This window comes from Microbacterium pygmaeum, from assembly GCF_900100885.1.
Lineage (GTDB): Bacteria > Actinomycetota > Actinomycetes > Actinomycetales > Microbacteriaceae > Microbacterium > Microbacterium pygmaeum.
In genome coordinates this window covers 3383923-3408598 of the sequence record NZ_LT629692.1, presented here as the reverse complement: position 1 = coordinate 3408598, position 24676 = coordinate 3383923, and the positions used below count along the sequence as shown (strand labels likewise).

At 70.1% G+C, this 24676-nt stretch carries 20 protein-coding genes; 19 read left to right on the top strand and 1 reads right to left on the bottom strand.

Annotated elements, in window-relative coordinates:
* Positions 1 to 12 precede the first annotated feature (12 nt).
* From sucD to BLT19_RS16245, 11 genes are all read left to right on the top strand, one after another.
* Positions 13 to 915: a succinate--CoA ligase subunit alpha gene (gene sucD / locus BLT19_RS16295; RefSeq protein ID WP_091492449.1), complete on the top strand. Its 903-nt coding sequence runs from the start codon at positions 13 to 15 to the stop codon at positions 913 to 915.
* 263 nt (positions 916 to 1178) lie between these two features.
* Entirely contained in the window at positions 1179 to 1619 is a 441-nt protein-coding gene (locus tag BLT19_RS16290; protein WP_091492447.1) for a nitroreductase family deazaflavin-dependent oxidoreductase, read from the top strand.
* A gap of 94 nt (positions 1620 to 1713) precedes the next feature.
* Positions 1714 to 3168 carry a cell division protein PerM gene (locus BLT19_RS16285; protein WP_197672983.1) on the top strand — a complete coding sequence of 485 codons (1455 nt, stop codon included), beginning with the start codon at positions 1714 to 1716 and terminating at the stop codon, positions 3166 to 3168.
* A gap of 24 nt (positions 3169 to 3192) precedes the next feature.
* Positions 3193 to 3786 carry a phosphoribosylglycinamide formyltransferase gene (purN, locus tag BLT19_RS16280; protein WP_091492444.1) on the top strand — a complete coding sequence of 198 codons (594 nt, stop codon included), beginning with the start codon at positions 3193 to 3195 and terminating at the stop codon, positions 3784 to 3786.
* A gap of 28 nt (positions 3787 to 3814) precedes the next feature.
* Positions 3815 to 5422 carry a bifunctional phosphoribosylaminoimidazolecarboxamide formyltransferase/IMP cyclohydrolase gene (gene purH / locus BLT19_RS16275; RefSeq protein WP_091492441.1) on the top strand — a complete coding sequence of 536 codons (1608 nt, stop codon included), beginning with the start codon at positions 3815 to 3817 and terminating at the stop codon, positions 5420 to 5422.
* Between the two features lie 113 nt (positions 5423 to 5535).
* Complete coding sequence (locus BLT19_RS16270; RefSeq protein WP_091492438.1) at positions 5536 to 5829, top strand: hypothetical protein; 294 nt, start codon at positions 5536 to 5538, stop codon at positions 5827 to 5829.
* A gap of 289 nt (positions 5830 to 6118) precedes the next feature.
* Positions 6119 to 6454 (top strand): hypothetical protein, encoded by a 336-nt coding sequence (locus BLT19_RS16265; protein ID WP_091492435.1) that lies wholly within the window; start codon positions 6119 to 6121, stop codon positions 6452 to 6454.
* Positions 6455 to 6750: 296 nt separating this feature from the next.
* Positions 6751 to 7146: a hypothetical protein gene (locus BLT19_RS16260; RefSeq protein WP_091492432.1), complete on the top strand. Its 396-nt coding sequence runs from the start codon at positions 6751 to 6753 to the stop codon at positions 7144 to 7146.
* 4 nt (positions 7147 to 7150) lie between these two features.
* Positions 7151 to 8392 carry an RDD family protein gene (locus BLT19_RS16255; RefSeq protein ID WP_091492429.1) on the top strand — a complete coding sequence of 414 codons (1242 nt, stop codon included), beginning with the start codon at positions 7151 to 7153 and terminating at the stop codon, positions 8390 to 8392.
* 27 nt (positions 8393 to 8419) lie between these two features.
* The gene (locus BLT19_RS16250) at positions 8420 to 12949 is read left to right on the top strand and encodes an FtsK/SpoIIIE domain-containing protein (protein ID WP_091492427.1); all 4530 of its coding nucleotides are present in this window, start codon (positions 8420 to 8422) and stop codon (positions 12947 to 12949) included.
* Positions 12950 to 13064: 115 nt separating this feature from the next.
* Positions 13065 to 13352: a WXG100 family type VII secretion target gene (locus BLT19_RS16245; protein WP_091492425.1), complete on the top strand. Its 288-nt coding sequence runs from the start codon at positions 13065 to 13067 to the stop codon at positions 13350 to 13352.
* Positions 13353 to 13453: 101 nt separating this feature from the next.
* Here the strand turns inward: BLT19_RS16245 and BLT19_RS16240 are convergent, their stop codons facing one another.
* Positions 13454 to 14875 (bottom strand): dihydrolipoyl dehydrogenase family protein, encoded by a 1422-nt coding sequence (locus tag BLT19_RS16240; RefSeq protein WP_091492423.1) that lies wholly within the window; start codon positions 14873 to 14875, stop codon positions 13454 to 13456.
* Between the two features lie 148 nt (positions 14876 to 15023).
* On the opposite strand from BLT19_RS16240, the gene BLT19_RS16235 reads away from it, so the two are divergent.
* The 8 genes from BLT19_RS16235 to BLT19_RS16200 all read left to right on the top strand — a co-directional run bounded on the left by BLT19_RS16235 (position 15024) and on the right by BLT19_RS16200 (position 24477).
* Positions 15024 to 16046, top strand: a complete 1023-nt coding sequence (locus tag BLT19_RS16235; protein ID WP_091492420.1) for a LacI family DNA-binding transcriptional regulator — start codon at positions 15024 to 15026, stop codon at positions 16044 to 16046.
* A gap of 49 nt (positions 16047 to 16095) precedes the next feature.
* Positions 16096 to 17382, top strand: coding sequence for an extracellular solute-binding protein (locus BLT19_RS16230; protein WP_091492418.1), 1287 nt, complete (start codon positions 16096 to 16098; stop codon positions 17380 to 17382).
* 1 nt (position 17383) lies between these two features.
* On the top strand, positions 17384 to 18364 hold the full coding sequence (locus BLT19_RS16225; protein WP_091492415.1) for a carbohydrate ABC transporter permease: 981 nt from the start codon (positions 17384 to 17386) through the stop codon (positions 18362 to 18364).
* Positions 18361 to 19200 (top strand): carbohydrate ABC transporter permease, encoded by an 840-nt coding sequence (locus tag BLT19_RS16220; protein WP_091492412.1) that lies wholly within the window; start codon positions 18361 to 18363, stop codon positions 19198 to 19200. Before BLT19_RS16225 ends, BLT19_RS16220 begins: the two co-directional genes overlap by 4 nt.
* Positions 19201 to 19202: 2 nt before the next feature.
* On the top strand, positions 19203 to 20273 hold the full coding sequence (locus BLT19_RS16215) for a glycoside hydrolase family 130 protein (RefSeq protein WP_197672981.1): 1071 nt from the start codon (positions 19203 to 19205) through the stop codon (positions 20271 to 20273).
* Positions 20274 to 20287: 14 nt separating this feature from the next.
* Positions 20288 to 22306, top strand: coding sequence for a hypothetical protein (locus BLT19_RS16210; RefSeq protein ID WP_091492406.1), 2019 nt, complete (start codon positions 20288 to 20290; stop codon positions 22304 to 22306).
* Positions 22307 to 22372: 66 nt separating this feature from the next.
* Positions 22373 to 23983, top strand: a complete 1611-nt coding sequence (locus BLT19_RS16205) for an AlkA N-terminal domain-containing protein (RefSeq protein ID WP_091492404.1) — start codon at positions 22373 to 22375, stop codon at positions 23981 to 23983.
* A complete protein-coding gene (locus BLT19_RS16200) occupies positions 23980 to 24477 on the top strand; it encodes a methylated-DNA--[protein]-cysteine S-methyltransferase (protein WP_091492401.1) in 498 nt (165 codons plus the stop codon). Before BLT19_RS16205 ends, BLT19_RS16200 begins: the two co-directional genes overlap by 4 nt.
* Positions 24478 to 24676: the final 199 nt, after the last annotated feature.

The following is a 24676-nucleotide window of genomic DNA, read 5'->3' as shown; positions in this document are numbered from 1 at the left end:
GAACCAGAGAATATGTCGATCTTCCTCAACAAGGACTCCAAGGTCATCGTCCAGGGCATCACCGGCGGCGAGGGCACCAAGCACACCGCGCTCATGCTCAAGGCCGGTACCCAGGTCGTCGGCGGCGTGAACGCCCGCAAGGCCGGCACCACGGTGCTGCACACCGACAAGGACGGCAACGCCGTCGAGCTGCCCGTCTTCGCCTCGGTCGCCGAGGCGATCGAGAAGACCGGCGCGGACGTGTCCATCGCGTTCGTGCCGCCCGCCTTCACGAAGGACGCCATGGTCGAGGCTATCGACGCCGAGATCCCGCTGCTGGTCGTCATCACCGAGGGCGTGCCCGTCGGCGACACCGCCGAAGCATGGGCCTACGCGCAGAGCAAGGGCAACACCACCCGGATCATCGGCCCGAACTGCCCCGGCATCATCACGCCCGGCGAATCGCTGGTCGGGATCACCCCGGCGAACATCGCCGGAAAGGGGCCGATCGGCCTCGTCTCGAAGTCGGGCACGCTGACGTACCAGATGATGTTCGAGCTCCGCGAGATCGGCTTCTCTACGGCCATCGGCATCGGCGGGGACCCCATCATCGGAACCACCCACATCGACGCGCTCGCGGCGTTCGAGGCCGACCCCGAGACCAAGGCGATCGTGATGATCGGCGAGATCGGCGGCGACGCCGAAGAGCGTGCCGCCGACTTCATCAAGGCGAACGTGACGAAGCCCGTCGTCGGCTACGTCGCCGGGTTCACCGCTCCCGAAGGCAAGACGATGGGCCACGCCGGCGCCATCGTCTCCGGTTCGGCGGGCACCGCCCAGGCCAAGAAGGAGGCCCTCGAGGCCGCCGGGGTCAAGGTCGGCAAGACGCCGTCCGAGACGGCCGACCTGATGCGCGAGGTCATCGCCGGACTCTAGTCCGCACAGCGAGAAGCGGATGCCGGGGCTGTACGCCCCCGCATCCGCTTTCGCGTTTCTCGGGCCCCGCGCCGCCCTCGGGCCCCGCGCCCCGCGCCCCGCGCCCCGCGCCCCGCGCCTCGCGCCTCGCGCCCCGCGCCCCGCCCCCCGCGCGCCCCGCGCCGAGCGCGAGACTTCGCAGATGTCCGTTCTCCCGCCCGAAAACGGGACGGATGTGAAGTCTCGCGGGCTGGAGGCGCCCGGGCACGCCATAACCTGGAGTCATGCCACTTACGGGAGAGTACAAGCCCAGCACGTCCGAATGGGCCCGCACGCAGGCCGAGAAGTTCGAGGCGTCCGGCGGGACCGAGGCCAACATGCTGCGCGGGGTGCCGATCATCGTCCTGACCACGGTCGGCGCGAGCTCGGGCGCGCTGCGCAAGACCGCACTGATGCGCGTCGAGCACGACGGCCGGTACGCCGTGGTCGCCTCCAAGGGCGGCGCGCCCGAGGAGCCGGCGTGGGGCAACAACATGCGCCGGCAGCCGCACGTCGAGCTGCAGGACGGTGCGGACAAGCGCGACTACACGGCGCGCGAGCTCAGCGGCGACGAGCGCACCGAATGGTGGGCGCGGGCGACCGAGGTGTGGCCCGACTACGACGAGTACCAGAAGAAGACCGATCGCCAGATCGCCATCTTCGTGCTGGAGCCCTTCGAGAGCTGACGGTCCCGATCAGCTGGAGAACTGCTGAGCGGATGCCGCGCAGCAGCGTGCCGGGCACGGTCGGATCGACCCCGCTGGATAGGCTCGATGGCGCATGCATCGCCTCATCGTCCTCATCCTCGCTGCCGTCGATGCCGCCGTCGCCGCGGCCGTCGGCCTTGCGGCGACCCTGGCTCCGCTGACCCTGCTGTGGGTCTTCGGCCTCGGCGGCACCGCACAGTGGAGCGCCCTGTGGCCGGCCTCGGCGACGCTCTGGCAATTCGGCAACCTGGTGCCCCTGCAGGTCGCGCTGCCCGGTGAGTACCTGGCGGCTGCGGGGATCGACACTGGCGCGGCATCCTTCGTCCTCTCCCTGGCTCCGCTCGCCTTCGCCGCCTTCGCGGCCGTCTTCGCCGCCCGCTCGGGAGTCCGGGCCTCCAAGGCCGACGCGTGGGTCACCGGTGCGGTGACCGGGACCCTCGTCTTCGCGGCGATCGCGACGCTGGTCGCGCTGACCTCGGCCACCGACATCGCCGGTGTGCAGCGGTGGCAGGCGATCCTCTTCCCCGCACTCGTGTTCGCGATCCCGTTGTGGGCCGGCGCCGTCGTCACCGAATGGCGCGAAGCCGGCGGGGGCGTGCTCGCCCGGTTCCGCGACCGCATCGAGGCCTCTCAGGGCGGATGGGGAGAGGTCGCCGGACTCGTGGTCCGCGGTGGCGCCATCGCCGTCGTCGGGCTCGTCGGTGCCGGGGCGGTGCTCGTGGCCGTATCGCTCCTCGTGCGCGGCGGCGAGGTGATCGCCCTCTTCGAGGCTGCCCACGTCGATGCGCTCGGTGCGATCGTCGTGACCCTCGCGCAGGCCGCGTATCTGCCGGTGCTGGTGATCTGGGGACTGTCGTTCGTGGCAGGTCCGGGCTTCGCCCTGGGCGTCGGCACGTCGGTCTCACCCGCCGGCACCCAGCTCGGCGTGATCCCCGGCATCCCGATCCTCGGTGTCGTGCCCGAATCGACGACCCCGTGGCTGCTCCTGCTGGCACTCGTGCCCATCGCGCTCGGCGCACTCGCCGGATGGGTCGCACGATCCCGGCTGGTGGCCGTCGCGAACCCCGCGAGCCCCGCAGGTGAGCGCGCCGACACGGATCCGGTCGGTCCTCGCGTGGTGATCGCTCTCGGGATCGCCGCCTTCGCCGGCGCGAGCGCGGCGCTGCTGGGCTTTGTCGCCTCCGGCGCGATCGGTCCCGGGCGCCTTGCGACGCTCGGTCCGCAGCCCGGCCCCCTGGCGCTGGCGGTCGGGCTCGAGGTGCTGCTGGGCGCGGCGATCCTGCTCCTCTCCCCGCGGAGACGCCGGTCCGAGGCCGAGGCGCCCATCGCGCTTGCGCAGGTGGAACCGGCGACCTCGGCTGTGGCCCTCGCAGCAGGCGGCGAGGACGGAGACGGCCGGCCGATGCCCGCTGACCACCAGGAGACCGCGCCCATCGTGCCGGTGCCGGTCCGCTACGATCCGGACCCGGATGACATCCCCACCGCAGAGTTCGGGCCCCGCCGCCCGACCCTCCCGCCGAGCGGCTGACCGACCCGCCGATAGACTTGCCGGGTGCTCACCGTTGCCGTCCTCATCTCCGGCGGCGGGTCGAATCTGCGGGCGCTGCTCGATGAGGCGGCCGAGGCGGACTACCCGGCCCGCGTCATCGTCGTCGGGGCCGACCGCGAGGCCGGTGGCTTCGCACACGCCGAGGAATACGGCATCCCGACGGTCCTGGTGCCGTGGCGCGAGTACGAGACGCGCGACGAGTGGGGCGCCGAACTCGGCGCCCAGCTGGACGTGTGGAAGCCCGATCTCATCGTCCTGAGCGGTCTCATGCGGCTGCTGCCCGGCTCGCTCGTGGACGCCTGGGCGCCGCGCATCATCAACACCCACCCGGCGTACCTGCCCGAGTTCCCGGGCGCGCACGGAGTCCGCGACGCGCTGGCCGCCGGAGTGACCCAGACCGGGGCGAGCGTCATCATCGTGGCCGGCGGCATCGACGACGGCCCGATCCTCGCGCAGGAGCGGGTGCCGGTGCTGCCGGGCGACGACGAGCACGCCCTCCACGAACGCATCAAGCCCGTCGAACGACGTCTGCTCATCGACGTCGTGCGCCGCATCGCCACCGGCGATCTCGATCTGGCCGCCGCGGCGGCACGCTGAACCCCGAAGCCGAACCCCGAGGAGAACCATGGCCGGCCCGAGCCACGACCCCGCCCTGTACCGCGAGCGCGATCTCGTCCGGATCCGCCGCGCGCTCATCTCGGTGAGCGACAAGACCGATCTTCTGAAGCTGGCCGAGGCGCTGGCGGCGAACGAGGTCGAGATCGTCTCCACCGGCGGCTCCGCCGCGCTGCTGCGCGACGCCGGCTACACGGTGACCGACGTGGCATCCGTCACCGGCTTCCCCGAATCGCTGGACGGTCGCGTGAAGACCCTGCACCCCGGCGTGCACGCCGGACTCCTGGCCGACCTGCGACTCGAGGATCACGAGCGTCAGCTCGCCGACCTCGACATCGCACCGTTCGAACTGGTCGTGGTGAACCTCTACCCGTTCGTCGAGACTGTCGCCTCGGGCGCCCAGGGAGATGACGTCGTCGAGCAGATCGACATCGGCGGCCCTGCGATGGTGCGCGCGTCGGCGAAGAACTTCGCGAATGTGGCGATCGTGGTCTCGCCGGAGTCGTACCCGGCGATCCTCGACGCACTTGGCGGAGGCGGGACGACGCTCGCGCAGCGTCGTCAGCTCGCGGCGCGCGCGTTCGCCCACACCTGCGAGTACGACCGCGCCGTGGCCACCTGGTTCGCCGAGGACATGCTCGGCGCGGACGCCGATCTTCCGCAGCACCTGACCCTGAAGGCCGAGCGCCTCGCGACGCTGCGCTACGGCGAGAACTCCCACCAGCGCGCCGCGATCTACACGCGCCTCGGCGGTCACGGCATCGCCCAGGCCACGCAGCTGCAGGGCAAGGAGATGTCCTACAACAACTATGTGGATGCGGATGCCGCGCTGCGCGCCGCGTTCGACATGGTCAAGCCGGCAGTGGCGATCATCAAGCACGCGAACCCGTGCGGCATCGCCGTTGCCGCCCCGAACGCCCTTGACCCCATCGCCAGCGCGCACCTGCGCGCACACGAATGCGACCCCGTGTCGGCATACGGCGGGGTCATCGCCGCCAACGGGACCGTGACGCTGAAGATGGCCGAGAACCTGAAGGACATCTTCACCGAGGTCATCGTCGCACCGTCGTTCGAGCCCGCGGCGCTCGAGGTGTTCAAGGCGAAGAAGAACCTGCGCCTGCTCGAGTTGCCGGCCGACTGGCAGCAGGAGCGCATGGATGTCCGCCTCGTCTCGGGCGGTCTGCTGCTGCAGGACGCCGACCGGTTCCCCGATGACATCGAATCGGTCGCGAAGGACTGGCAGCTCGTGTCGGGCGAGCTGCCCGCCGACGAGGACATGACGAACCTCATCTTCGCCTGGAAGGCGTGCCGCGCGGTCAAGTCGAATGCGATCGTCCTCGCCAAGCAGTCGGCGACCGTCGGCATCGGCATGGGGCAGGTCAACCGGGTGGACTCCTGCCGCCTCGCCGTCGAGCGGGCCGGTGACCGCGCCGCCGGGTCGGTGGCGGCATCCGACGCGTTCTTCCCCTTCGCGGACGGTGCGCAGATCCTGCTCGACGCGGGTGTCACCGCGATCATCCAGCCGGGCGGTTCGGTCCGCGACGACGAGGTGATCGCCGCGGCGCAGGCTGCGGGTGTGACGATGTTCTTCACCGGCGAGCGCCACTTCTTCCACTGATCGACCGCTTCCACTGATCGACCGCAGCATCTGGGCGGGGATGGGCAGTCCTCCCCATCGCCGTCGCGCGCAGATGCCGGTACGTTCGCGGGGACGATCAAGGAGACCGGCACATGGACGACGTAGAGGTCTTCTACGCCGAACTGCGCTCGGCATCGGCGACGCTGCAGACCTCCGTGACCGATCTGCTCACGGAGAACGCCGACGTCTTCGGCGAGGACACCGGCATCGAGAACCCCGCCATGCGGGCGGGCCTGCGCCTGGAGATGCATCGACGGCTGACGCAGCTGCATGACCGCGTCAGCGCGCGGGTGGAGGACGGGTCGGACGTGGCACGACGCCTGACCGTCATCGCCGATCACTACACCGATCTCGATCTCGAGCTGACCGGCCGGGAGCCGCAGTGAGCCTGCGCTCTCCGAATCGCGGGTACACGCTGGAACGGCTGGAGGGCTCCGCCGGATCGATGGCGTACTGGAACGGCCTGTTCACCCGGATGGCCGACCGGCTCGACGGCCTGCGGACCGCAGCATCCGCCGCGGGCGGTCTTCCGGGTGTCGGGCAGTCGATCGATGCCGCACGCGACCACGCGGACGACCTGGTGGCGGCGATCGCGCCGGACATCGCCGAGGCCGAGCTGCTGGCGGGCGTGCTGCAGCGGTACGCCGATGCCTTCTCGACCTCGGTCGAGCCGACATGTGGGCGCGCATCGGGCGCGACACCGCCCCGGAGCACGGGACGGTGCCGGAGACCCTGCCCGGCACTGTGGAATTCGGCAGCGACGGCGGGATCTCGCCGACCGGGGAGGACCTGGCGGGGACACCCGGCCACGCGACGCACGTCGGCGGCAACGCGCTGCCGTGGGAGGACGAGGACAACGGGTATCTGTCCAACGGCACGGAGTCCTTCTACGACATCCAGCAGATCATCCTGACCGGCGAGCCGGGCACGGCGACGGACGGTCCGGGCAGCGGCAGCGGGTTCTGGGACGTCCCGGACTGGCTCCCGTTCGTCAACCCGTATCGTTTCTGAGGAAGGAAGTGGTGCGATGCGACGACGGATGGCGGCGGCAGCTGCCGGATTGGTGCTGCTCATGGTGACCGGATGCAGCGGATCGTCGACGCCGGAAGGCGATGCGCTGTACGCCGCAGGCGCGGAGCGCTACGACGAATTCGCGAGCGGACTGCACACCGTCCTGATGGCTGTGCACGAGGACACCTGGGCGGTGCGCCAGAAGGACTTCGGCGCCGTCCCGATCGCATGCGAGGACGGCAAGGGCTATTCGTTCCACGCGATCCGCGAAGCGACCCTTGCGCGGGTGTCCGCAGATGAACTCCAGCAGCGCCGAACGGTCCCTGGAAGAGCTCGGACTCGAGGTGAGCACCGAGGTGTTCGGCTCCGGGGAGGACGAGCAGCGCGCGATCGTCGGCGTCGGCGGGATCTTCGACCAGGCCGCGGTGACCATCCGGCCGTCCACCGGCGTGGTCCTGGTCACCGCCGGCAGCACCTGCGGCGAGGGGAGCGCGGCCGAACTGGGCGATCTCGTCTTCGCCGAGTCCACCGCCCGCGACCAGTGGCGCTACCTTCCCGCGACCGAGGGACCGGCATCCGTCCCGCAGTTCTACTTCCCCTCCTATGGACCCGTCTACTACGACGAAGCGGGCGACCCCGTCGACCCGCAGCCGGTGCTCGCCGAGCTGCCGGTGGCGCCGTACGGGGGCTGACGCGGTGATCTGGGAGATCGACGACGGCGCGCGGTCGGTGGAGGGGCTGGATGCCGCCGGCCGACCGGACCCGGGATATGCCGCCGCGCTGGGCCTGCTGCCCGCGCCGTACGCGCGACGCGCGGTGGCGACGGGCATCGAGGTGCTCGTCTACCTGCTGCTGCAGCTGCCCGTGCTCCTGGTCGCGATGCCCGCATTGGTTTCCGTCATGGGTGAGCAGTCCCCGGCTGCATCGATGACCCAGCGGGACGATGCCGTGCTGGTGCTGGTGTGCGCGCTCGCCTCGAGTGTGCTGACGACGGCGTTCGTCCTCGTGCAGCTGATCCTGCACGGCCGCAAGGGCGTGACCCTCGGCAAGGGGCTGCTGGGCATCCGGTCGGTGAACGTGCGCACACTCGAGCGACCCGGGTTCTGGCGCGGAGCAGTGGTGCGCTACCTCGTGCTGTACGGGAGCTTCCTGGTTCCGCTGCTCGGCCCCCTGCTGGTGATCGCCCTCTCCCCGCTCTGGGACACGCAGCGTCGAGGCCGTGGCTGGCCCGACTTGGCCGGAGCGACCTGGTTCGTCGACATCAGGCGCGGACTGAACCCGTACGACGTCAAGCGGATGCGCATCGCCCGGAAGACCGTGGCCACCGACCTCCGCGACGAGCGTCCCGAGCTGCCGTCGCTGGCCACGTCGGAGATGGAACGCGGCCCCGCGCCCTTCATCCCGGCTACCCGCAGTCGCGGAGGGGTGCTCGGTGCCCATGGGGTGAAAGCGCCTGTCGCGCCGTCGGTCCCGCCTCCCGCGCCCGCCCCGTCGGCGTCGGCGACGTGGGCGCCGCCCGTGCTGCTGGACGCGCCACCGGCTTCTGCGCCGGCGGCCGCGGCTCGCGCGCTCGCCGTCGCGCCAGCCGCGGCATCCGCTTCCCCGCCTCCGGCGTACTCGCTCGTCCTGGACGCGGGCGACGTCATCGTCCTCGGCGGTGCCGGCGTCCTGCTCGGGCGCGCACCGGCGGCCGCCGCCGGCGACCTCGGCGTGGCGATGGTGGCTGTCGCGGACACCACGATGTCGATTTCGAAGACTCACCTCGCCGTCCTCCGCCGTGGCCGCGAGATCGTCGCGGTCGACCGGCACTCGACGAACGGCAGTGCGATCGTGCGCGGCGGAGCGGAGCACCGCCTCGTGCCCGGTCAGCCGGCGATCGTGCATCCAGGCGACACCCTCACGTTCGGCGATCGCTCCGCGACCGTGCGAGCCGATTGACATGCGACATCGCCGGAGAACAGGACCATGCGCCTCAAACTGACCCTGCAGCGCCGAGACGGCCGGAGCACCGACATCGTCGTCACGTCGGACACGACCGCGACCGTGGCCGACATCGCCCGTCGGATCGTCGAGGCCGACCCCGCTCGAGAGATCCTCGCCGCCCCCGAGGACACGCTCACCCTCTCGGTCGCGCCGCCGACGTCTGCGGAGTTCACCATGCTCGAGCCGGGGCTGCCCATCAGTGACGCCGCCGTCGGGTCGGGCTTCGTCGCGGCGGTCGTGAACCTCGGCGGCGACTATCAGCCTGCGCGGCGGGCGGGGGAGCCGGCCGCCGCGCTCCTGCTGGTCGTCGGCGGCCCGCTGGCCGGTCGCGAGATCTCCCTTCCGCGGGGCACCTTCACGATCGGCCGTGCTCCCGGCAATGACGTCGTGCTCGATGACCCGCTCATCTCCAAGCGCCACGCCAGGATCGAGGTCTCCAAGTCCGTCGAGCTCGTCGATCTGAATTCGGCCAACGGCATCATCGTGGACGGCGGGCTGGTCCAGCGACTCAAGGTGATCCCCGGGCAGCGCTTCCTCCTCGGCGACACCGAACTGATCGTCCGGATCGTCCAGGACTTCGCCCCGACCGATGAGGACCCGGTCCTCGAGCGCGGCGGCACGCTGCTGTTCAACCGGAGCCCCCGCGTCGAACCGCGCTATATCGGCGAGGAGCTCCCCGAGCCGCGCATGCCGAAGGACCCGGTCTCCCGACTGTTCCCCTGGCCGATGCTGGTCGCCCCGGTCATCCTCGGCATCGCGATCTTCACGCTGACCGGCCAGCCGCGCTCATTGCTCGTGATCGGGATGACGCCGCTGATGCTGCTCGGCAACTTCATCTCGCAGCGCACGCAGCTGGGTCAGCGGCAGCGCAAGGAGGTCGAGATCTTCGAGCGCACGTTCGAGGAGCTCGAAGAGCGACTCTTCCGCGAGCGTCCCACCGAGCGGACCATCCGCAACGCCGAAGCGCCGCCCGTCGCCGTCGTGTTCGAGGAGGCGATGCGGCTCGGACCGATGCTGTGGACGCGCCGGCCGGAGCACTGGAACTTCCTCGCCGTGCGCATGGGCACCTCCGTCGCCGCGTCGCGGACCTCCATCAAGAACTCCGAGAATCCGGACGCTCTGCAGGAATACGTCGAGCGCGTCGAGCGGCTTCGTGAGCGCTACCGCCTCATCGACGGTGTTCCCGTGCTCGAGTCGCTGCAGAGCGTCGGCGTCATCGGCGTCGCCGGTCCACCCCGGGACGCCGCGGATGCGCTGCGGGGCCTGTGCGTGCAGCTGTTCGGTCTGCACTCTCCCAACGAGCTGGTGGCCGTCGCGCTCACCGAGCCCGGATGGGCCACGCAGCTGGAGTGGCTGAAATGGCTGCCGCACACCTCCAGCGAGCGCAGCCCGTTCCGGGAGATGCCGCTGGCGGATTCGGCATCGACCGGCGCGATGCTCCTGTCCGGACTGGAGGAGCTCGTCACCCGCCGCTCCTCGGGGTCTTCCGCCACACGGCTGCCGTTCGACTCCGAGTGGGACCCGATGCGCTACGGCACCGACGTGCGACGCGCCGCGGAGGAGGCGACCTTCCCAGGGCAGACCGCCGTCGTCGTGATCGTGACCGCCGATGCGCCCGTCGACCGCGCCCGACTCACCCAGGTGCTCGAGCGGGGTGCCGACGTCGGCGTGTACGGGCTCTTCGTGGCTCCGGTGGTCGAGGCGCTCCCCGCCGTCTGCCGCACGTTCGTCGACGTGACAAACGGCCTGGCGGCAGCTCGCACCGGAACGGTCCGCAGCGGCGTCGATTACGCGGAGACCGCCGTCGAGGGCGTCTCCAACGAGCTGATGACGGTGCTCTCCAAGCGGCTGGCGACGGTCGCGGATTCCAGCACGGTGATCGAGGACGCCTCGGACATCCCGAACTCGGTGATGCTGCTCTCGCTGCTGGGCGCCGAGACCGGCGCCGACCCGTCGTTCGCGATCGATCGGTGGCGCGAGAACAACACGATCCTCGACCGGTCGGGGGCGCCCTTGCCGCGGCTCAAGAAGTCCGGCAGCCTGCGCGCCATCGTCGGACAGGGACCCAGCGACGCGATGGCCCTGGATCTTCGCGCGCAGGGTCCGCACGCACTGGTCGGCGGGACGACCGGCGCCGGCAAGTCGGAGTTCCTCCAGGCATGGGTGCTCGGGATGGCCGCGGCGCACAGCCCCGATCGCGTCACGTTCCTGTTCGTGGACTACAAGGGCGGGTCGGCGTTCGCGGACTGCGTGGATCTGCCGCACACCGTGGGGCTGGTGACCGACCTCAGCCCTCACCTCGTGCGACGGGCGCTGACGAGCCTGCGAGCCGAGCTGCATCACCGGGAGCACCTGTTCAACCGCAAGAAGGCGAAGGACCTGCTCGAGCTCGAGAAGCGGCGCGACCCGGAGACCCCGCCGGCACTGGTCCTGGTGATCGACGAATTCGCCGCCCTCGCCGGCGACGTGCCGGAGTTCGTGGACGGGGTCGTGGACATCGCCCAGCGCGGCCGATCGCTCGGCATCCACCTCATCATGGCCACCCAGCGCCCGGCGGGCGTGATCAAGGACAACCTGCGGGCCAACACGAACCTGCGCGTCGCACTTCGGATGGCCGACGAGTCCGACTCGAAGGACGTCGTCGACAGTCCTGTCGCGGCCGGCTTCGACCCCGGCATCCCGGGACGCGGCATCGCCAAGACCGGCCCCGGGCGCCTGGTGTCCTTCCAATCCGCGTACGCGGGCGGGTGGAGCAGCCAGACACCCCCTCCGGCCGATGTGACGGTGGCAGAGCTGCGGTTCGGCTCGACGCAGCGGTGGGAGCTGGACGAGCAGAGCGAGTCCGAGTCGCACCACGCTGATCCCGGACCCAACGATCAGAAGCGCATCGTGGCGACCCTCGTCGCCGCCGCCGCCCAGGCACGCATCCCCGCCCCGCGCAGGCCATGGCTGGACGACCTGGAGACGACCGTGGACATCCGCCACCTGGCATCGGGGCGCGGGGGGTCGATCCTGCTCGGCAAGCGCGACGTTCCCGAGCAGCAGAAGCAGGAGCCGGTGTACTTCGAGCCCGACCGCGACGGCTCGATGCTGGTATACGGCACCAGCGGATCGGGCAAGTCGACGGTCCTGCGCACGGTCGCGATCGCCGCGGCCCTCGGGCGACGTCCCGAGAACGTCGCCGTGTACGGCCTGGACTTCGGATCTGGGTCGCTGAAGAGCCTCGAAGCGCTGCCGCACGTCGGCTCCGTCATCTCCGGGGACGACGTCGAGCGCGTCCAGCGCATCCTGCGCTTCCTCGCGTCGGTCCTGGACGATCGGGGCAGACGGTTCAGCGCCGCCAACGCGTCGAGCGTCGGGGAGTACCGGGAGCTGACCGGGCGCGACGAACAGCGGATCGTGCTGCTGCTGGACGGTCTGCCGCAGTTCCGCGGCGAGTGGGAATCGACGACCGCGCGGATGCCGTTCTACCAGACCTTCATGCGCATTCTCGGCGAAGGCCGACCGCTCGGCGTGCACGTGGTGGCGACCGCGGACCGGTCCGGGTCGGTCCCCACCGCGGTCAGTTCGAACGTCTCGCGCCGCGTCATCCTGCGCCTGTCGGACGAGAACGCATACGCGCTGCTGAACGCGCCGAAGGACGTGCTGGACGAGCGCTCCGCCCCGGGTCGGGCGATCGTGGACGGCTTCGAGACGCAGATCGCGGTGCTCGGTGCGACGCCGAACGTGGCAGAGCAGACGAAGCTGCTGGGCGAGTTGGCGGCCTTCCTGCGCGGCAACGGCGCGCGGGAGGTTGCGGAGATCGGCTCGCTGCCGACCCGGCTGGAGCTGGGGGAGCTGCCCGACCGCATCGGCGAGTTCCCGGTGATCGGCATCGCCGAGGACACGCTGGAGCCTCGCGAGCTGGACCCGGTGGGCTCGTTCGTCGTGACCGGTCCGCCGAGGTCCGGCAAGACCAATGCGATGAAGGCGCTGGTCGCCTCGATGCTGCGCCTGGATCCTGCGGTTCGCCTGTTCCACATCGGCGGAAGGCGTTCGCAGCTGCGCGAGCTGGCGCCATGGACGCGGAGCGCGATCACCCCAGACGAGGCGAAGGAGCTCGCGACCGAGCTCGCCGAGCTCGTCGCGGACGAGAGCATGGGTGTCCGGCTGATGATCGTCGTCGAAGACCTGCCGCAGTTCGCGGACTCACCAGCCGAGCGTCCCCTCAAGGCGCTCCTGCAGGCGGTCAACCGCAGCGAGCATTTCCTGATCGGAGACGCCGATGTGAGCCAGGTGACCAGCGGATTCGGATTGGTCGGCGACTTCAAGGCGGGGCGCAAGGGCATCGTGCTCAAGCCGGATGCGTTCGACGGAGATGCGATCTTCAAGGTGCCGTTCCCGAAGGTCAAGCGATCCGATTTCCCCGAGGGTCGTGGGATCTTCGTGCAGGCCGGTCGCGGTGTGACCGTGCAGCTTCCTCTGGTCGACAGCGCGACGCTCGAGATCCCCGAGCCCGCCGTCCGGGCCTGACGGTGCGCAGTCGGACCATGGGGATTCCTCCCCATGGTCCGAGCGCCGGAAGCCGGGTTAGGTTGTTGGTATCGGCCCGGTTGGCGGCCGGATTCCCGGACTGAAGGAGTTGACGATGGCTGATTTCGGAGCATCGTATGCAGAGATGGAGCAGGTGGCGTCGTCGCTGTCGCAGGCTCGTGATGACATCCAGGGTCAGCTGGACACGCTCAAGGGCCAGGTCGACACCCTGCTGGGCGATGACTTCAAGACGCAGCACGCGTCGGGCAAGTTCGGCGAGGGCTACGGCGAGCTGACCACCGGCCTGAAGAACGCCGTCGACGGCATCAACGACATGTCCGAGTCGCTCCTGGGCATGATGCGCGCAATCCAGGACCTCGACCAGCAGCTCGCAGGCAGCTGAGACTCCTTACGCGCTCGCATGGGCGGTGCCGCAGAGGGCGGGTGCTCCATCGGGAGCACCCGCCCTCTGCCGATCCGGCGACGGCCGGCATCCGCTCGTTCTCAGTCGGGCCGGCCGTACGCCTCCAGCCAGCGCAGCCACACTTCGCTCACGGTTGGGTAGGACGGCACCGCGTGCCACAGACGCGTGATCGGCACCTCGCCCACGATCGCCACGGTCGCCGAGTGCAGCAGTTCCGCGACGTCGGGTCCGACGAAGGTGGCGCCGATCAGCACGCCCCTGTCCTCGTCGACGACGGCGCGCGCCGTGCCCTCGTAGTGGTCGGCGTACGTGGAGGCGCCCGCCACCCACGACAGGTCGTAATCCAGGACGCGGATGCTGCGCCCCGCCGCCCGGGCGGCAGCTTCCGTGAGCCCGATCGACGCCACTTCGGGATCGGTGAAGGTGACCTGAGGGACGTGCTCGTGGTCTGCGGTCGCGACGTGCGCGCCCCACGGGGCGTCGTCGACCGGCCGTCCCTTCGCGCGTGCCGCGATGACGTCGCCGGCCGCGCGGGCCTGATACTTGCCCTGGTGGGTCAGCAGCGCCCGGTGGTTGACGTCGCCGACGGCGTAGAGCCAGTCGAAACCCCGCACCAGCATCGTGTCGTCCACCTCGAGCCAATCGCCTGGTGTCAGCCCGATGCTCTCGAGCCCCAGGTCGCCGGTGCGCGGGGTTCGTCCGATGGCGACCAGCACCTGCTCCGCCACCACCCGGCTGTCGTCGGAGAGCGTGAGCACGGCGTTCTCGTCGGTGCGATGCGCGGCGGTCACATCGACACCGCGCCGGATCGTCACGCCGAGCTTCGCGAGGGACGCCTCGACGAGTTCTCCGGCGAACGGCTCCATGTTCTGCAGGAGCGTGGAGCGCACGATCAACGTCACCTTCGCGCCGAGCCCGGCGTACGCGGTGGCCATCTCTGCTCCGACGACACCGCCGCCGATGATCGCGAGCGATGCAGGGACCGCTTTGGCGCTGGTCGCATCGCGGCTGGTCCACGGCTCGATCTCGCGCAACCCCGGGATGTCCGGCAACAGGGCGGCAGAGCCGGTCGCCACGGCGATCGCGTGCCGGGCACTGAGGTCGGTCACCGTGCCGTCGCCAGCGGTGACGCGCAGCTTCTTGATACCGGTGAACTCGGCGTGACCGCGGACGAGGTCGATGTCCGCGCCCTCGAGCCACTTCACCTGTGACGCGTCGTCCCAGTCGTGGGTGATGCCATCGCGTCGGCGAAGCACCGCGGCGGCGTCCACCTGTCCGGTCACCGCCTCGGCTGCTCCCGCCACATCCTGCGCTGCCCGCACCGCTGCGGCGCTGCGCAGGAGCGCCTTGGACGGCATGCACGCCCAGTACGAGCACTCACCGCCGACCAGTTCGGCCTCGACGATCACCGTCGACATGCCGCCCTGCACGGCACGATCGGCGACATTCTCGCCCACCGCCCCGGCTCCGATCACGATGACGTCGTATTCGCGTTCGCTCATGGCTCCACGCTAGCCCCCGGCTGTGTGCCCGCGGGGGGCTTGCGCACGTTCACGTGATACACCCGCGCCGTAGATGGTTCAAGGGGTTGGCTCGCGCGGCCTGAACCGGTTTCGTGGGCTGAACCGGTTTAGAAGCAATGGAGCCCGCATGCCCGCCGACCCGCGCCCGACGATCGCGGATGTCGCGCGCCATGCGGGTGTGAGCAAGGGCCTCGTCTCCTTCGCCCTCAACGACCGGCCGGGGGTCTCGCGCGAGAGCCGCGAGCGCATCCTCCACGTCGCCGAGGAACTCGGCTGGACGCCCAGCCTCCGGGCGCGTGCCCTGAGCACCGGCCGCTCCTTCGCGTGCGGCCTGGTGATCGGGCGAAGCGCGGATGTCATCGCCGCCGACCCCTTCTTCCCCGCGTTCATCGCCGGAATGGAGGACGTCTTCTCGGTGTCCGGTCAGGTGCTGGTGCTGGCCGTCGCGACACCGGGTCGACACGAGGCAGAGACGTATCGCGGGCTCGCGAAGGACCGGCGCGTGGACGGCGTGATCCTCACCGATCTGCGGGCAGGCGACGAAAGGGTGGCGCTCGTGGCCGAGCTCGGGCTCGACGCGGTCACGCTCGGTGTTCCCGATCAGCCGAGTCCCTTCTCCTCCATCTCCGTCGACGACGGCGCGGGCATCCGGCGTGCGGTCGACCACCTCGTAACGTTGGGCCATCGGCGGATCGCCCATGTCGCCGGCCCGGAGGAGATGCTGCACTCCCGTCGTCGCGCGATCGCGTTCCAGGATGCCGCGGATGCCGCGGGCATCGGATCCCAGACGATTCCCACCGACTTCAGCGCCGCCGAAGGAGCCGCCGCGACGCGCCGCCTGTTGGAGCAGAGCGAGCGACCCACCGCCATCGTCTACTCCAACGACCTCATGGCGGTCGCGGGACTGGGTGTCGCGCAGCGGACGGGTCTGCGCGTCCCCGAGGACCTCTCGCTCACCGGGTTCGATGACGCCGAGCTCGGCCGGCACCTGCACCCCTCGCTCACCACCGTCGCCACGGAGGCCAGACAGTGGGGCTCGGCGGCGGCGCGCACACTGCTGGCCGCGCTCGAAGGTGCCGACCCGCAGCATCTGACCCTTCCCGACCCCACCCTGATCATCCGCGAGTCGACCGGACCCGCCTTCCCCTGAGAGAAACCCTCGCGCGGCCCCCCGCCGCGCCCGAAACAAGGAGCAGCACATGCGACGACGCATCCTTCTCACCGCCGGAGCAGTAGCCGGCGTCCTGACCCTCACCGCCTGCGGCGGCGGCGGGGGCGGGGGTGATGCCGGCTTGGACAGCCACGGCGACATCACGATCTGGTACTCCAACAACGAGCAGGAGATCGCCTGGGGCAAGCAGATGGTCGAGGCGTGGAACGCCGACCACCCCGACGAGCAGATCAAAGCGCAGGAGATCCCGGCCGGCGCATCCAGCGAAGAGACGATCGGCGCGGCGATCACCGCCGGAAACGCGCCGTGCCTGATTTTCAACACCTCGCCGGCAGCGGTGCCGCTGTTCCAGAAGCAGGGCGGGCTGGTCGACCTCTCCGATTTCGAGGACGGCGATGACTACATCACCGCCCGCAGCGGTGAGATCGCGGATCAGTACCGTTCCGAGGACGGCGACTTCTACCAGATGCCGTGGAAGTCCAACCCGGTCATGATCTTCTACAACAAGACGATGTTCGCAGCGGCCGGGCTCGATCCGGAGAACCCCGCGCTGTCGACCTACGACGAGTTCCTTGCGACGTCCAAGACGCTCAAGGATGCCGGGGTCGCGCAGTACGCGATCAACCCGGCGCCCACCAGCGAATTCTTCCAGTCGTGGTTCGACTTCTACCCGCTCTACGCGGCGCAGACCGGCGGGACCCAACTGGTCGAGGACGCGAAGGCGACCTTCGACAGCGATGACGGCAAGGCCGTCGCCGACTTCTGGGCGACGTTGTACGAGGATCAGCTGGCCGGGCAGGAGCAGTACCAGGGTGACGCCTTCGCGGACGGCTACTCCGCGATGGCCATCGTCGGCCCCTGGGCCATCTCGGTCTACGGCGACGACGTGGACTGGGGCGCGGTCCCCGTGCCCACCCAGGACGGCACCGCTCCCGAGGACACCTGGACCTTCAGCGACGCCAAGAACGTCGGCATGTTCACCGCCTGCGAGAACAAGGGCACCGCGTGGGACGTGCTGAAGTTCGCCACCAGCGAGGAGCAGGACGGGGCGTGGCTCGAAGAGACGGGCCAGATGCCGCTGCGCCAGAACCTGACCGAGACCTACCCCGACTACTTCTCGGCGAACCCGGCCTATGAGCAGTTCGGCGACCAGGCCTCGCGCACGGTGGAGGTGCCCAACGTGCAGAACTCGGTCGAGATCTGGCAGGCGTTCCGCGACGGCTACTCGGAGTCCGTCATCTTCGGCGACACGGACGTGGACACGTTCCTCTCCGACACGGCGACCGAGGTCGACGATCTCGCGGCGGGGAACTGAGATGAGCACGACGCTCCAGCCGGCCGGACGGACGGGGGATGACCCCCGGCCGGCCGGCCGGGCGGCCGGTGCGCCGGATGACCACAGCACGCCGCGAAGGCGCCGGAAGCTCCTGGGCGCCAACCCACTCGGCATCCTGTTCGCCGCGCCGTACCTGATCTTCGTCCTGGTGATCTTCGCGTGGCCGATCGTCTTCGCGGTGTGGATGTCCTTCCAGGACTACTTCTTCGCAGCACCCGGCGCCGTCGTGGATCGACCGTTCGTCGGCTTCGACAACTACGTCGCGGTGCTCACCGATCCGGCGGTCTGGCAGTCGTTCGGCAACGTCGGGATCTTCCTCGTCATCAACGTGCCGCTGACCGTCGTGCTCTCGATCGTGCTCGCATCGGCGCTCGACCGCGTCGTGCACGCCCGCACGTTCTTCCGGGTGAGCTACTACGTCCCGTACGTGTCCGCGTCCGTCGCCGTCGTGGCCGTCTGGCTGTTCCTGTTCTCCAGCGGCGGACTTGTCAACAACATCCTGGGGCCGCTCGCGCCAGACCCGTCGTGGCTGGTCAACTCGAGCCTCGCGATGCCCACGATCGCGCTGTTCGTGACGTGGAAGGGACTCGGGTTCTACATCCTCCTCTACCTCGCGGCGCTGCAGAACGTGCCGAAGGAGCTGTACGAATCCGCCGCGATGGACGGCGGCGGCCGCATCCGGCAGTTCTTCTCGGTCACCGTGCCCGGCGTCCGCTCAGCGACCTTCCTGGTCCTGCTGCTGGCGACCATCACCGGGGCGAACCTGTTCACCGAGCCCTACCTGCTGACCGGCGGTGGCGGGCCCAACGGAGCCTCGACCTCCCCGGTCCTGCTGATGTACCAGAAGGGCATCGAGCAGGGCAATCCTGACGTGGCCTCGGCGATCGGCGTCATCCTCATCCTGCTCGTCCTGCTCATCGCGTGGGTCCAGCGCAAGCTCGTGGGAAGTGACGAGTCATGAAACGCGCACTCGGAAGCAAGATCGCGCTGTACATCGTGCTCAGCCTCGGCGCCCTGGCCTTCCTGTTCCCGTTCTATTACATGGTGGTCGGGTCGTTCCAGACTGACGTGGATGCCACCGTCGGCGGTGCCTTCCCCAACCCGGCGAACCTCACCGGCGAGAACTACGTGAACATCAACGAGCGGATCAACCTGTTCCAGGGCCTGGTCAACTCGGGGATCTTCACCGGCGGGGTGCTTCTTGGCACCGTGGTGTTCGGCGTGCTCGCCGGCTACGCGCTCGCCGTACTGGAATGGCGTGGGCGCGGAGCGACGTTCGCGCTGCTGATCCTGGTCCAGGTGGTCCCGTTCCAGATGCTGATGATCCCGCTGTACGTGATGATCGCCCGCGACTTCGGACTCTCCGACAACTATCTGGGCATGATCCTGCCGTTCCTGATCAACTCCACCGCGGTGATCATCTTCCGGCAGTACTTCCTGCAGCTGCCGAAAGATCTGTTCTCGGCCGCGCGCATCGACGGTGCGGGGGAGTTCCGCGTGCTGTGGAGCGTCGCACTTCCGCTCGTGCGTCCGGCATTGGTGACCGCCCTGCTGCTGACCTTCATCGGCCCGTGGAACGAATTCCTGTGGCCGTTCCTGATCACGAAGGAAGCCTCGATGCAGCCGCTGGCCGTGTCGCTGGCCAACTTCATCTCCAACATCGCGGCGTCCACCGCGAACCCCTTCGGCGCCATGATGGCCGGCGCCGTCGTGCTGGCGGTGCCCGCGGTGACCCTGTTCATCGTCTTCCAGCGGTACTTCACGACGAACGACCTCGGATCCGGGGTGAAAGGATGACCATGACTTCGATTCCCTATCGACTCACCCGCGTCGGCATCGTGATGACGCCGCGCGACGGCGACCCGCTCGAGGCGGAAGGCGTCCTCAACCCCGGCTCCGGGCGCGGGCCGGACGGCGAGTTGTACCTGCTGCCGCGCCTGGTCGCCGAGGGCAACGTCTCGCGCGTCGGCCTGGCCCGCGTCGTCGTCGAGAACGGCGTCCCGGTGTCGGTCGAACGCGAGGGCATCGTGCTCGAGCCCGATCGCGGGTGGGAGCGCGGGGTCGGCAACGCCGGCGTCGAGGATCCGCGCACGACCTGGATCGACGTGCTCGGCCTGCACGTCATGACCTACGTGGCTTACGGGCCGCTGGGTCCGCGGACGGCGATCGCGGTCTCGGAGGACCTCCGCGAGTGGCGGCGGCTGGGCCCGGCACTCTTCCGCTACGACGACGCGCTGGATATGGATCTGAACCTCTTCCACAACAAGGACACCGTGTTCTTCCCCGAGCCGGTGACCGCACCGGACGGCACCGCGTCGCTCGCCGTGCTGCACCGGCCGATGTGGAACCTCGACGAGACGAAGCCCGGTCAGGGCGTGCGCGTCCCCGCCGGAGTGAGCGACGAGCGTCAGTCGATCTGGATCAGCTACATCCCGCTGGCGGACGTGCAGCAGGATCTCGCCAACCTGGCTTTGTGGGGACAGCATCGGTTCGTCGCCGGTCCTGAGTACCCGTTCGAGGAGCTCAAGATCGGCGGAGGGCCACCCCCGCTGCGCGTGCCGGAGGGCTGGCTGGTGATCCATCACGGCGTCACCGGCGTGATCGACAGCGCGTTCTCGCAGCAGCAGAAGGTCAACTACGCCGCAGGCGCGCTGCTGCTGAGCGCCGACGATCCGTCCACCGTCATCGCGCGTACGGCCGAGCCGCTGCTGGCGCCCGAGACCGACGACGAGCGCAGCGGCATCGTGCCCAACGTCGTCTTCCCCACCGCGATCGAGGAGATCGACGGGCGGCTGTTCGTCTTCTACGGCATGGCCGATTCCAAGATCGGCGTCGCGCTCCTGGAGCGCACCGACGCCGCATCAACCTGAAACGAAGGAACGACATGACGACGCAAGCACGACGAGGTGCGCGCGTATCGGCTCTGGCCGGCGCAGCGGTCCTCGCTCTGACCATCTCACTCGCGGGACCCGCCGCGGCGCACGCCGACCAGCCGCCGCTGACGAACCTCGCGCACCTGGACTTCCTGCTGGACGAAGTCACACCGCCTGCGGACGTCGCCGGTCACACGACCTACCGCCTCGAGGAGGAACCGGCGCTCGTGATGCCGTGGACCTATGCCGATGCGCGCGACGGCGGCACATTCGAGCGGGTCGGCGGCGGCACGCTGGATCCTGCGACGGGGGACTGGGGCCAGGGCGCCTACAACGCCGACGACGTCGCACGCACCGCCGTGGTGTACCTGCGCCATTGGCAGCAGAGCGGGCAGGACTCGAGTCGGCAGAAGGCCTACGAGCTGCTCCGGTCCGTCGCCTACCTGCAGACGACGGACGGCGCGAATGCGGGCAACGTCGTGCTGTGGATGCAGCCCGATGGCGCTCTGAACCCGTCGGCGGAGCCGGTGGAGCTGCCGGATCCGTCCGACTCCGGCCCGAGCTACTGGCTCGCGCGCACCATCTGGGCGCTCGGCGAGGGATACGCCGCGTTCCAGGACGTCGATCCCGACTTCGCGGCCTTCCTCGAGGAGCGCCTGGCGCTGTCGGTCGGTGCACTTGATCGGCAGGTGCTCTCCCGCTACGGCGAGTGGACCGAGTCTGACGGCATGCGCGTGCCGGCATGGTTGATCGTCGACGGGGCGGATGCCTCGGCTGAGGCGGTGCTCGGACTCGCGGCGCGCGTGAGCGCCGAGCCCGACGACGTGGCATCGAGGGACGCCCTGCGGCAACTCGCCGAGGGGATCGCGGCGATGTCTGCGGGATCCGTGCGGTCATGGCCCTACGGTGCGATCCTGCCGTGGGCGCAGTCGCGCAGCATGTGGCACGCATGGGGCTCGCAGATGCCGGCGGCGCTGGCCGAGGCATCCGTCGTCCTGGGCGATCCGGCCCTGGGGGCGCCCGCCGTCACCGACGCGTCCTCGTTCTTCACCACTCTCCTGACCGCAGGCGGGCCGGACAACGGATGGTTCCCAAGTCCGACCGATCGGGTGCAGATCGCCTACGGTGCCGACTCACGGGTGCAGTCGCTGCTCGCGGTCGCCGACGCCACCGGTTCCGCCGGCTTCGAGGCGCTGGCCGGCATGCAGGCGGCCTGGTTCTTCGGGGCGAACGCCGCCGGGGCGAAGATGTACGACCCCGCCACCGGCGTCACCTTCGACGGTCTTCAGCCTGACGGCACGGTCAACCGCAACAGCGGCGCCGAGAGCACGATCCACGGCCTGCTGACGATGATCGCCCTCGACGAGCGTCCCGACCTCGCGGTGCGTGCCGCTTCGGTCGCCACGATCGCCGACCGTGACGGGCTCGAACTGATCGAGGCCGAGAGCGCCGCCGAGACCGACGGGACGATCACCACACCCGAGTCGTGGACCGGCGAGTCCAGCTGGTCGGGCGATTCGCTCACCCTCACCCGAGGTCAGCACGCCGTGGTCGACATCGGGACGGATTCGACGCGACGGTGGGTCGAGCCCGTGGTGTGGTCCGCGCCCGGGAACGCGAGCACGTCGGTGTGGACGGCGAATCGGGTTCCGCTCGGCCTTCTGCGCGAGTCCGCCCCGCCGCAGGGCATCTCGCCGACGGACGGGGTGCTGCTGCCGCGTCAACTCCAGCTGCCTGCGCTCGCCGACCGCGGCGCGGTCCGCGTGGACGTCCTGTCCGGATCCCTGCAGCTGGACGCGTTGATCGTGCGTCCGATCGCATCGCGTCTGCTGCTGACCGGCGCTGGCGGCTCGACGCAGCTCGTGCACTCCAGCGCTGCCGTGCCGCAGCGGGTGTCGGTCGGGTGGGACGGCGCAGCCGCCACTGCGGTGGTGTACGACTCAGCCGGTGGAGTGGTGCGCAGCTACGACGTTCAGGGCACGAGGACGGTGAGCGTTCCGAGCGGAGGATTCGCGATCATCAGCGGGTGAGGTTCGTCCGACAGCCGTGTCCGATTTCCGCTAGTGGATGTCGGGCGCGGCTGTCAGGATGAAGGCATGAGCCCGATCACGCCGACCGCTGCGAGGATGACGGGAGCGCCGGGGAACGCGTCCATGTCGTTCGACGAGCGCTACCGGGTGATCGACTCCCGCGACTCCCGGTTCGACGGGCAGTTCGTCACCGCGGTCCGATCCACCGGGATCTACTGCCGCCCGAGCTGCCCCGCCCGCACGCCGAAACCATCGAACGTCAGCTTCTTCGCCACCTCAGCAGCGGCGCATGAGGCGGGGTATCGCGCGTGCAAGCGCTGCCTTCCCGAGGCGGCGCCGGGATCGCCGGAGTGGAACCTGCGCGGCGACGCCGCGGGCCGTGCGATGCGCCTGATCGCCGACGGCGTCGTCGAGCGTGAAGGCGTTCCCGGCCTGGCGGCGAGGCTGGGCTACTCGTCGAGGCACCTGACGCGCATGCTCACCACCGAACTCGGCGCAGGGCCTCTGGCCCTCAGCAGGGCGCACCGCGCGCACACCGCGCGCATGCTGCTGGTGGGCACCGATCTGCCGGTGTCCGACGTCGCCTTCTCCGCGGGCTTCACCAGCATCCGCCAGTTCAACGACACGATCCAAGAGGTGTTCGAAATGACGCCCCTGCAGTTGCGCGCACGCCGCCGTCGGGCGCTGACGGCTGCGCCCGGCACGATCGACCTGGTGCTGCCGCATCGCGGTGCGCTGGATGCGGCCGGACTCTTCGGATGGATGGCCGCCCACGCCGTTGCCGGTGTCGAGACGGCGACCGCCGAGACGTTCGCGCGCACGATCGCCCTGCCCGGCGGACCGGCGTGGTTCGAGATGCGCGTCGATGAGACGGGCCGCGTGCGCCTGCGGGCCCGCCTGACCAGCCTCGCCGACCTCTCCTCGCTCGTCGCGCGGGCCCGGAGGCTCTTCGATCTGGACGCCGATCCGCTCGCCGTCGACGAGGCGCTGTCGCAGCAGCCGCAGCTGGCGCCCCTGGTGGCGCGGATCCCCGGCGTCCGGGTACCCGGCGCGGTCGACCCGCACGAGATGCTCATCCGCGCGATGATCGGTCAGCAGATCTCGGTGGCCGCGGCGCGCACCGCGATGAGCTGGCTCGCCGCAGCGCTCGGAGAGCGCACGGATGTCGCCGGGAGCCCAGCGATCCTCTTCCCGACGATGGCGGCGCTGGCCGAGCACGGCCCCGAGGTGCTGCGCGGTCCTGCCGCCCGCGTGCGGTCGATCACGAACGCCGCGACCGCGCTGACCTCCGGCGAACTCGACCTCGGACCCGGCGACGACGGTGCGCACCAGCGCGCCGCGCTGCTGGCGATGCCCGGCATCGGCCCGTGGACCGCCGATTACGTGCGGATGCGCGTGCTCGGCGATCCGGATGTGCTGCTGCCCGGCGATGTCGCCGCCCGTGCCGGCGCGGCGTCGGCGGGTATCCCCGCCGACGCCGCGGGCCTGACCGCCTGGGCCGCACGGGCCGCGCCCTGGCGCAGCTATCTGATGGCGCACCTTTGGTACGCGGCGCCGGTGACGAGTTCGTGGCGTGCGCCTGTCGTCGGGGGACCCGATCCGGCGCGGGTCGCAGGCGCCCGCCGACCCACGCCCGACATCCCTGACCCTGCAACCGGTACGGAGAATCCCTCATGAGCACCGCCGTCATCCAGACCCTCGACACACCCGATGGACCCTTCACCCTCGTCGCCGACGACCGGGGGCGGGTCCTCGCGTCCGGGTGGAGCGCCGACCACGACGAGATCCTGCACCGCATCGGCCCGTCCGCGCGCCCGCAGTCGGTCGTGGCGGGGGAGACGGATGCCGCGGACGCAGTCCTCGCCTACTACGAGGGCGACCTCTCGGCGATCGACGACGTCGAGGTCGTCCAGTCGGGCACCGCCATGCAGCTGGCCGGCTGGTCGGCGTTGCGGGGCATCGAGCCGGGGCATCCGCTCTCCTACAGCGAATTCGCCGCCGAACTCGGATCGCCCGCAGCCGTGCGGGCTGCAGCATCCATCTGCGCCCGCAACGCCCCCGCGCTGTTCGTGCCCTGCCATCGCGTCCTGCGTTCGGACGGATCCCTCGGCGGCTTCGCCTGGGGGCTGGACGTGAAGCGCAGCCTGCTGGCGCGCGAAGCGCGCGGCTGAAGATCGGGGTTGCGGCTTCCGCCGCGCAGGAATACTCTGGAGGGCTGTCGCCCGCCGCCCGCGGGCCCGTCGAAGGAGGATGCCATGAACACGATCGCCGTCGCCGTCACGCCGGTCGCCGCCGTCCTCCGCATTCGCGCGGCGCGCCGCGGCCCGAACGGAACCGCCGTACTGCTCGGCTGAGCCGGGTCGGCTCGCC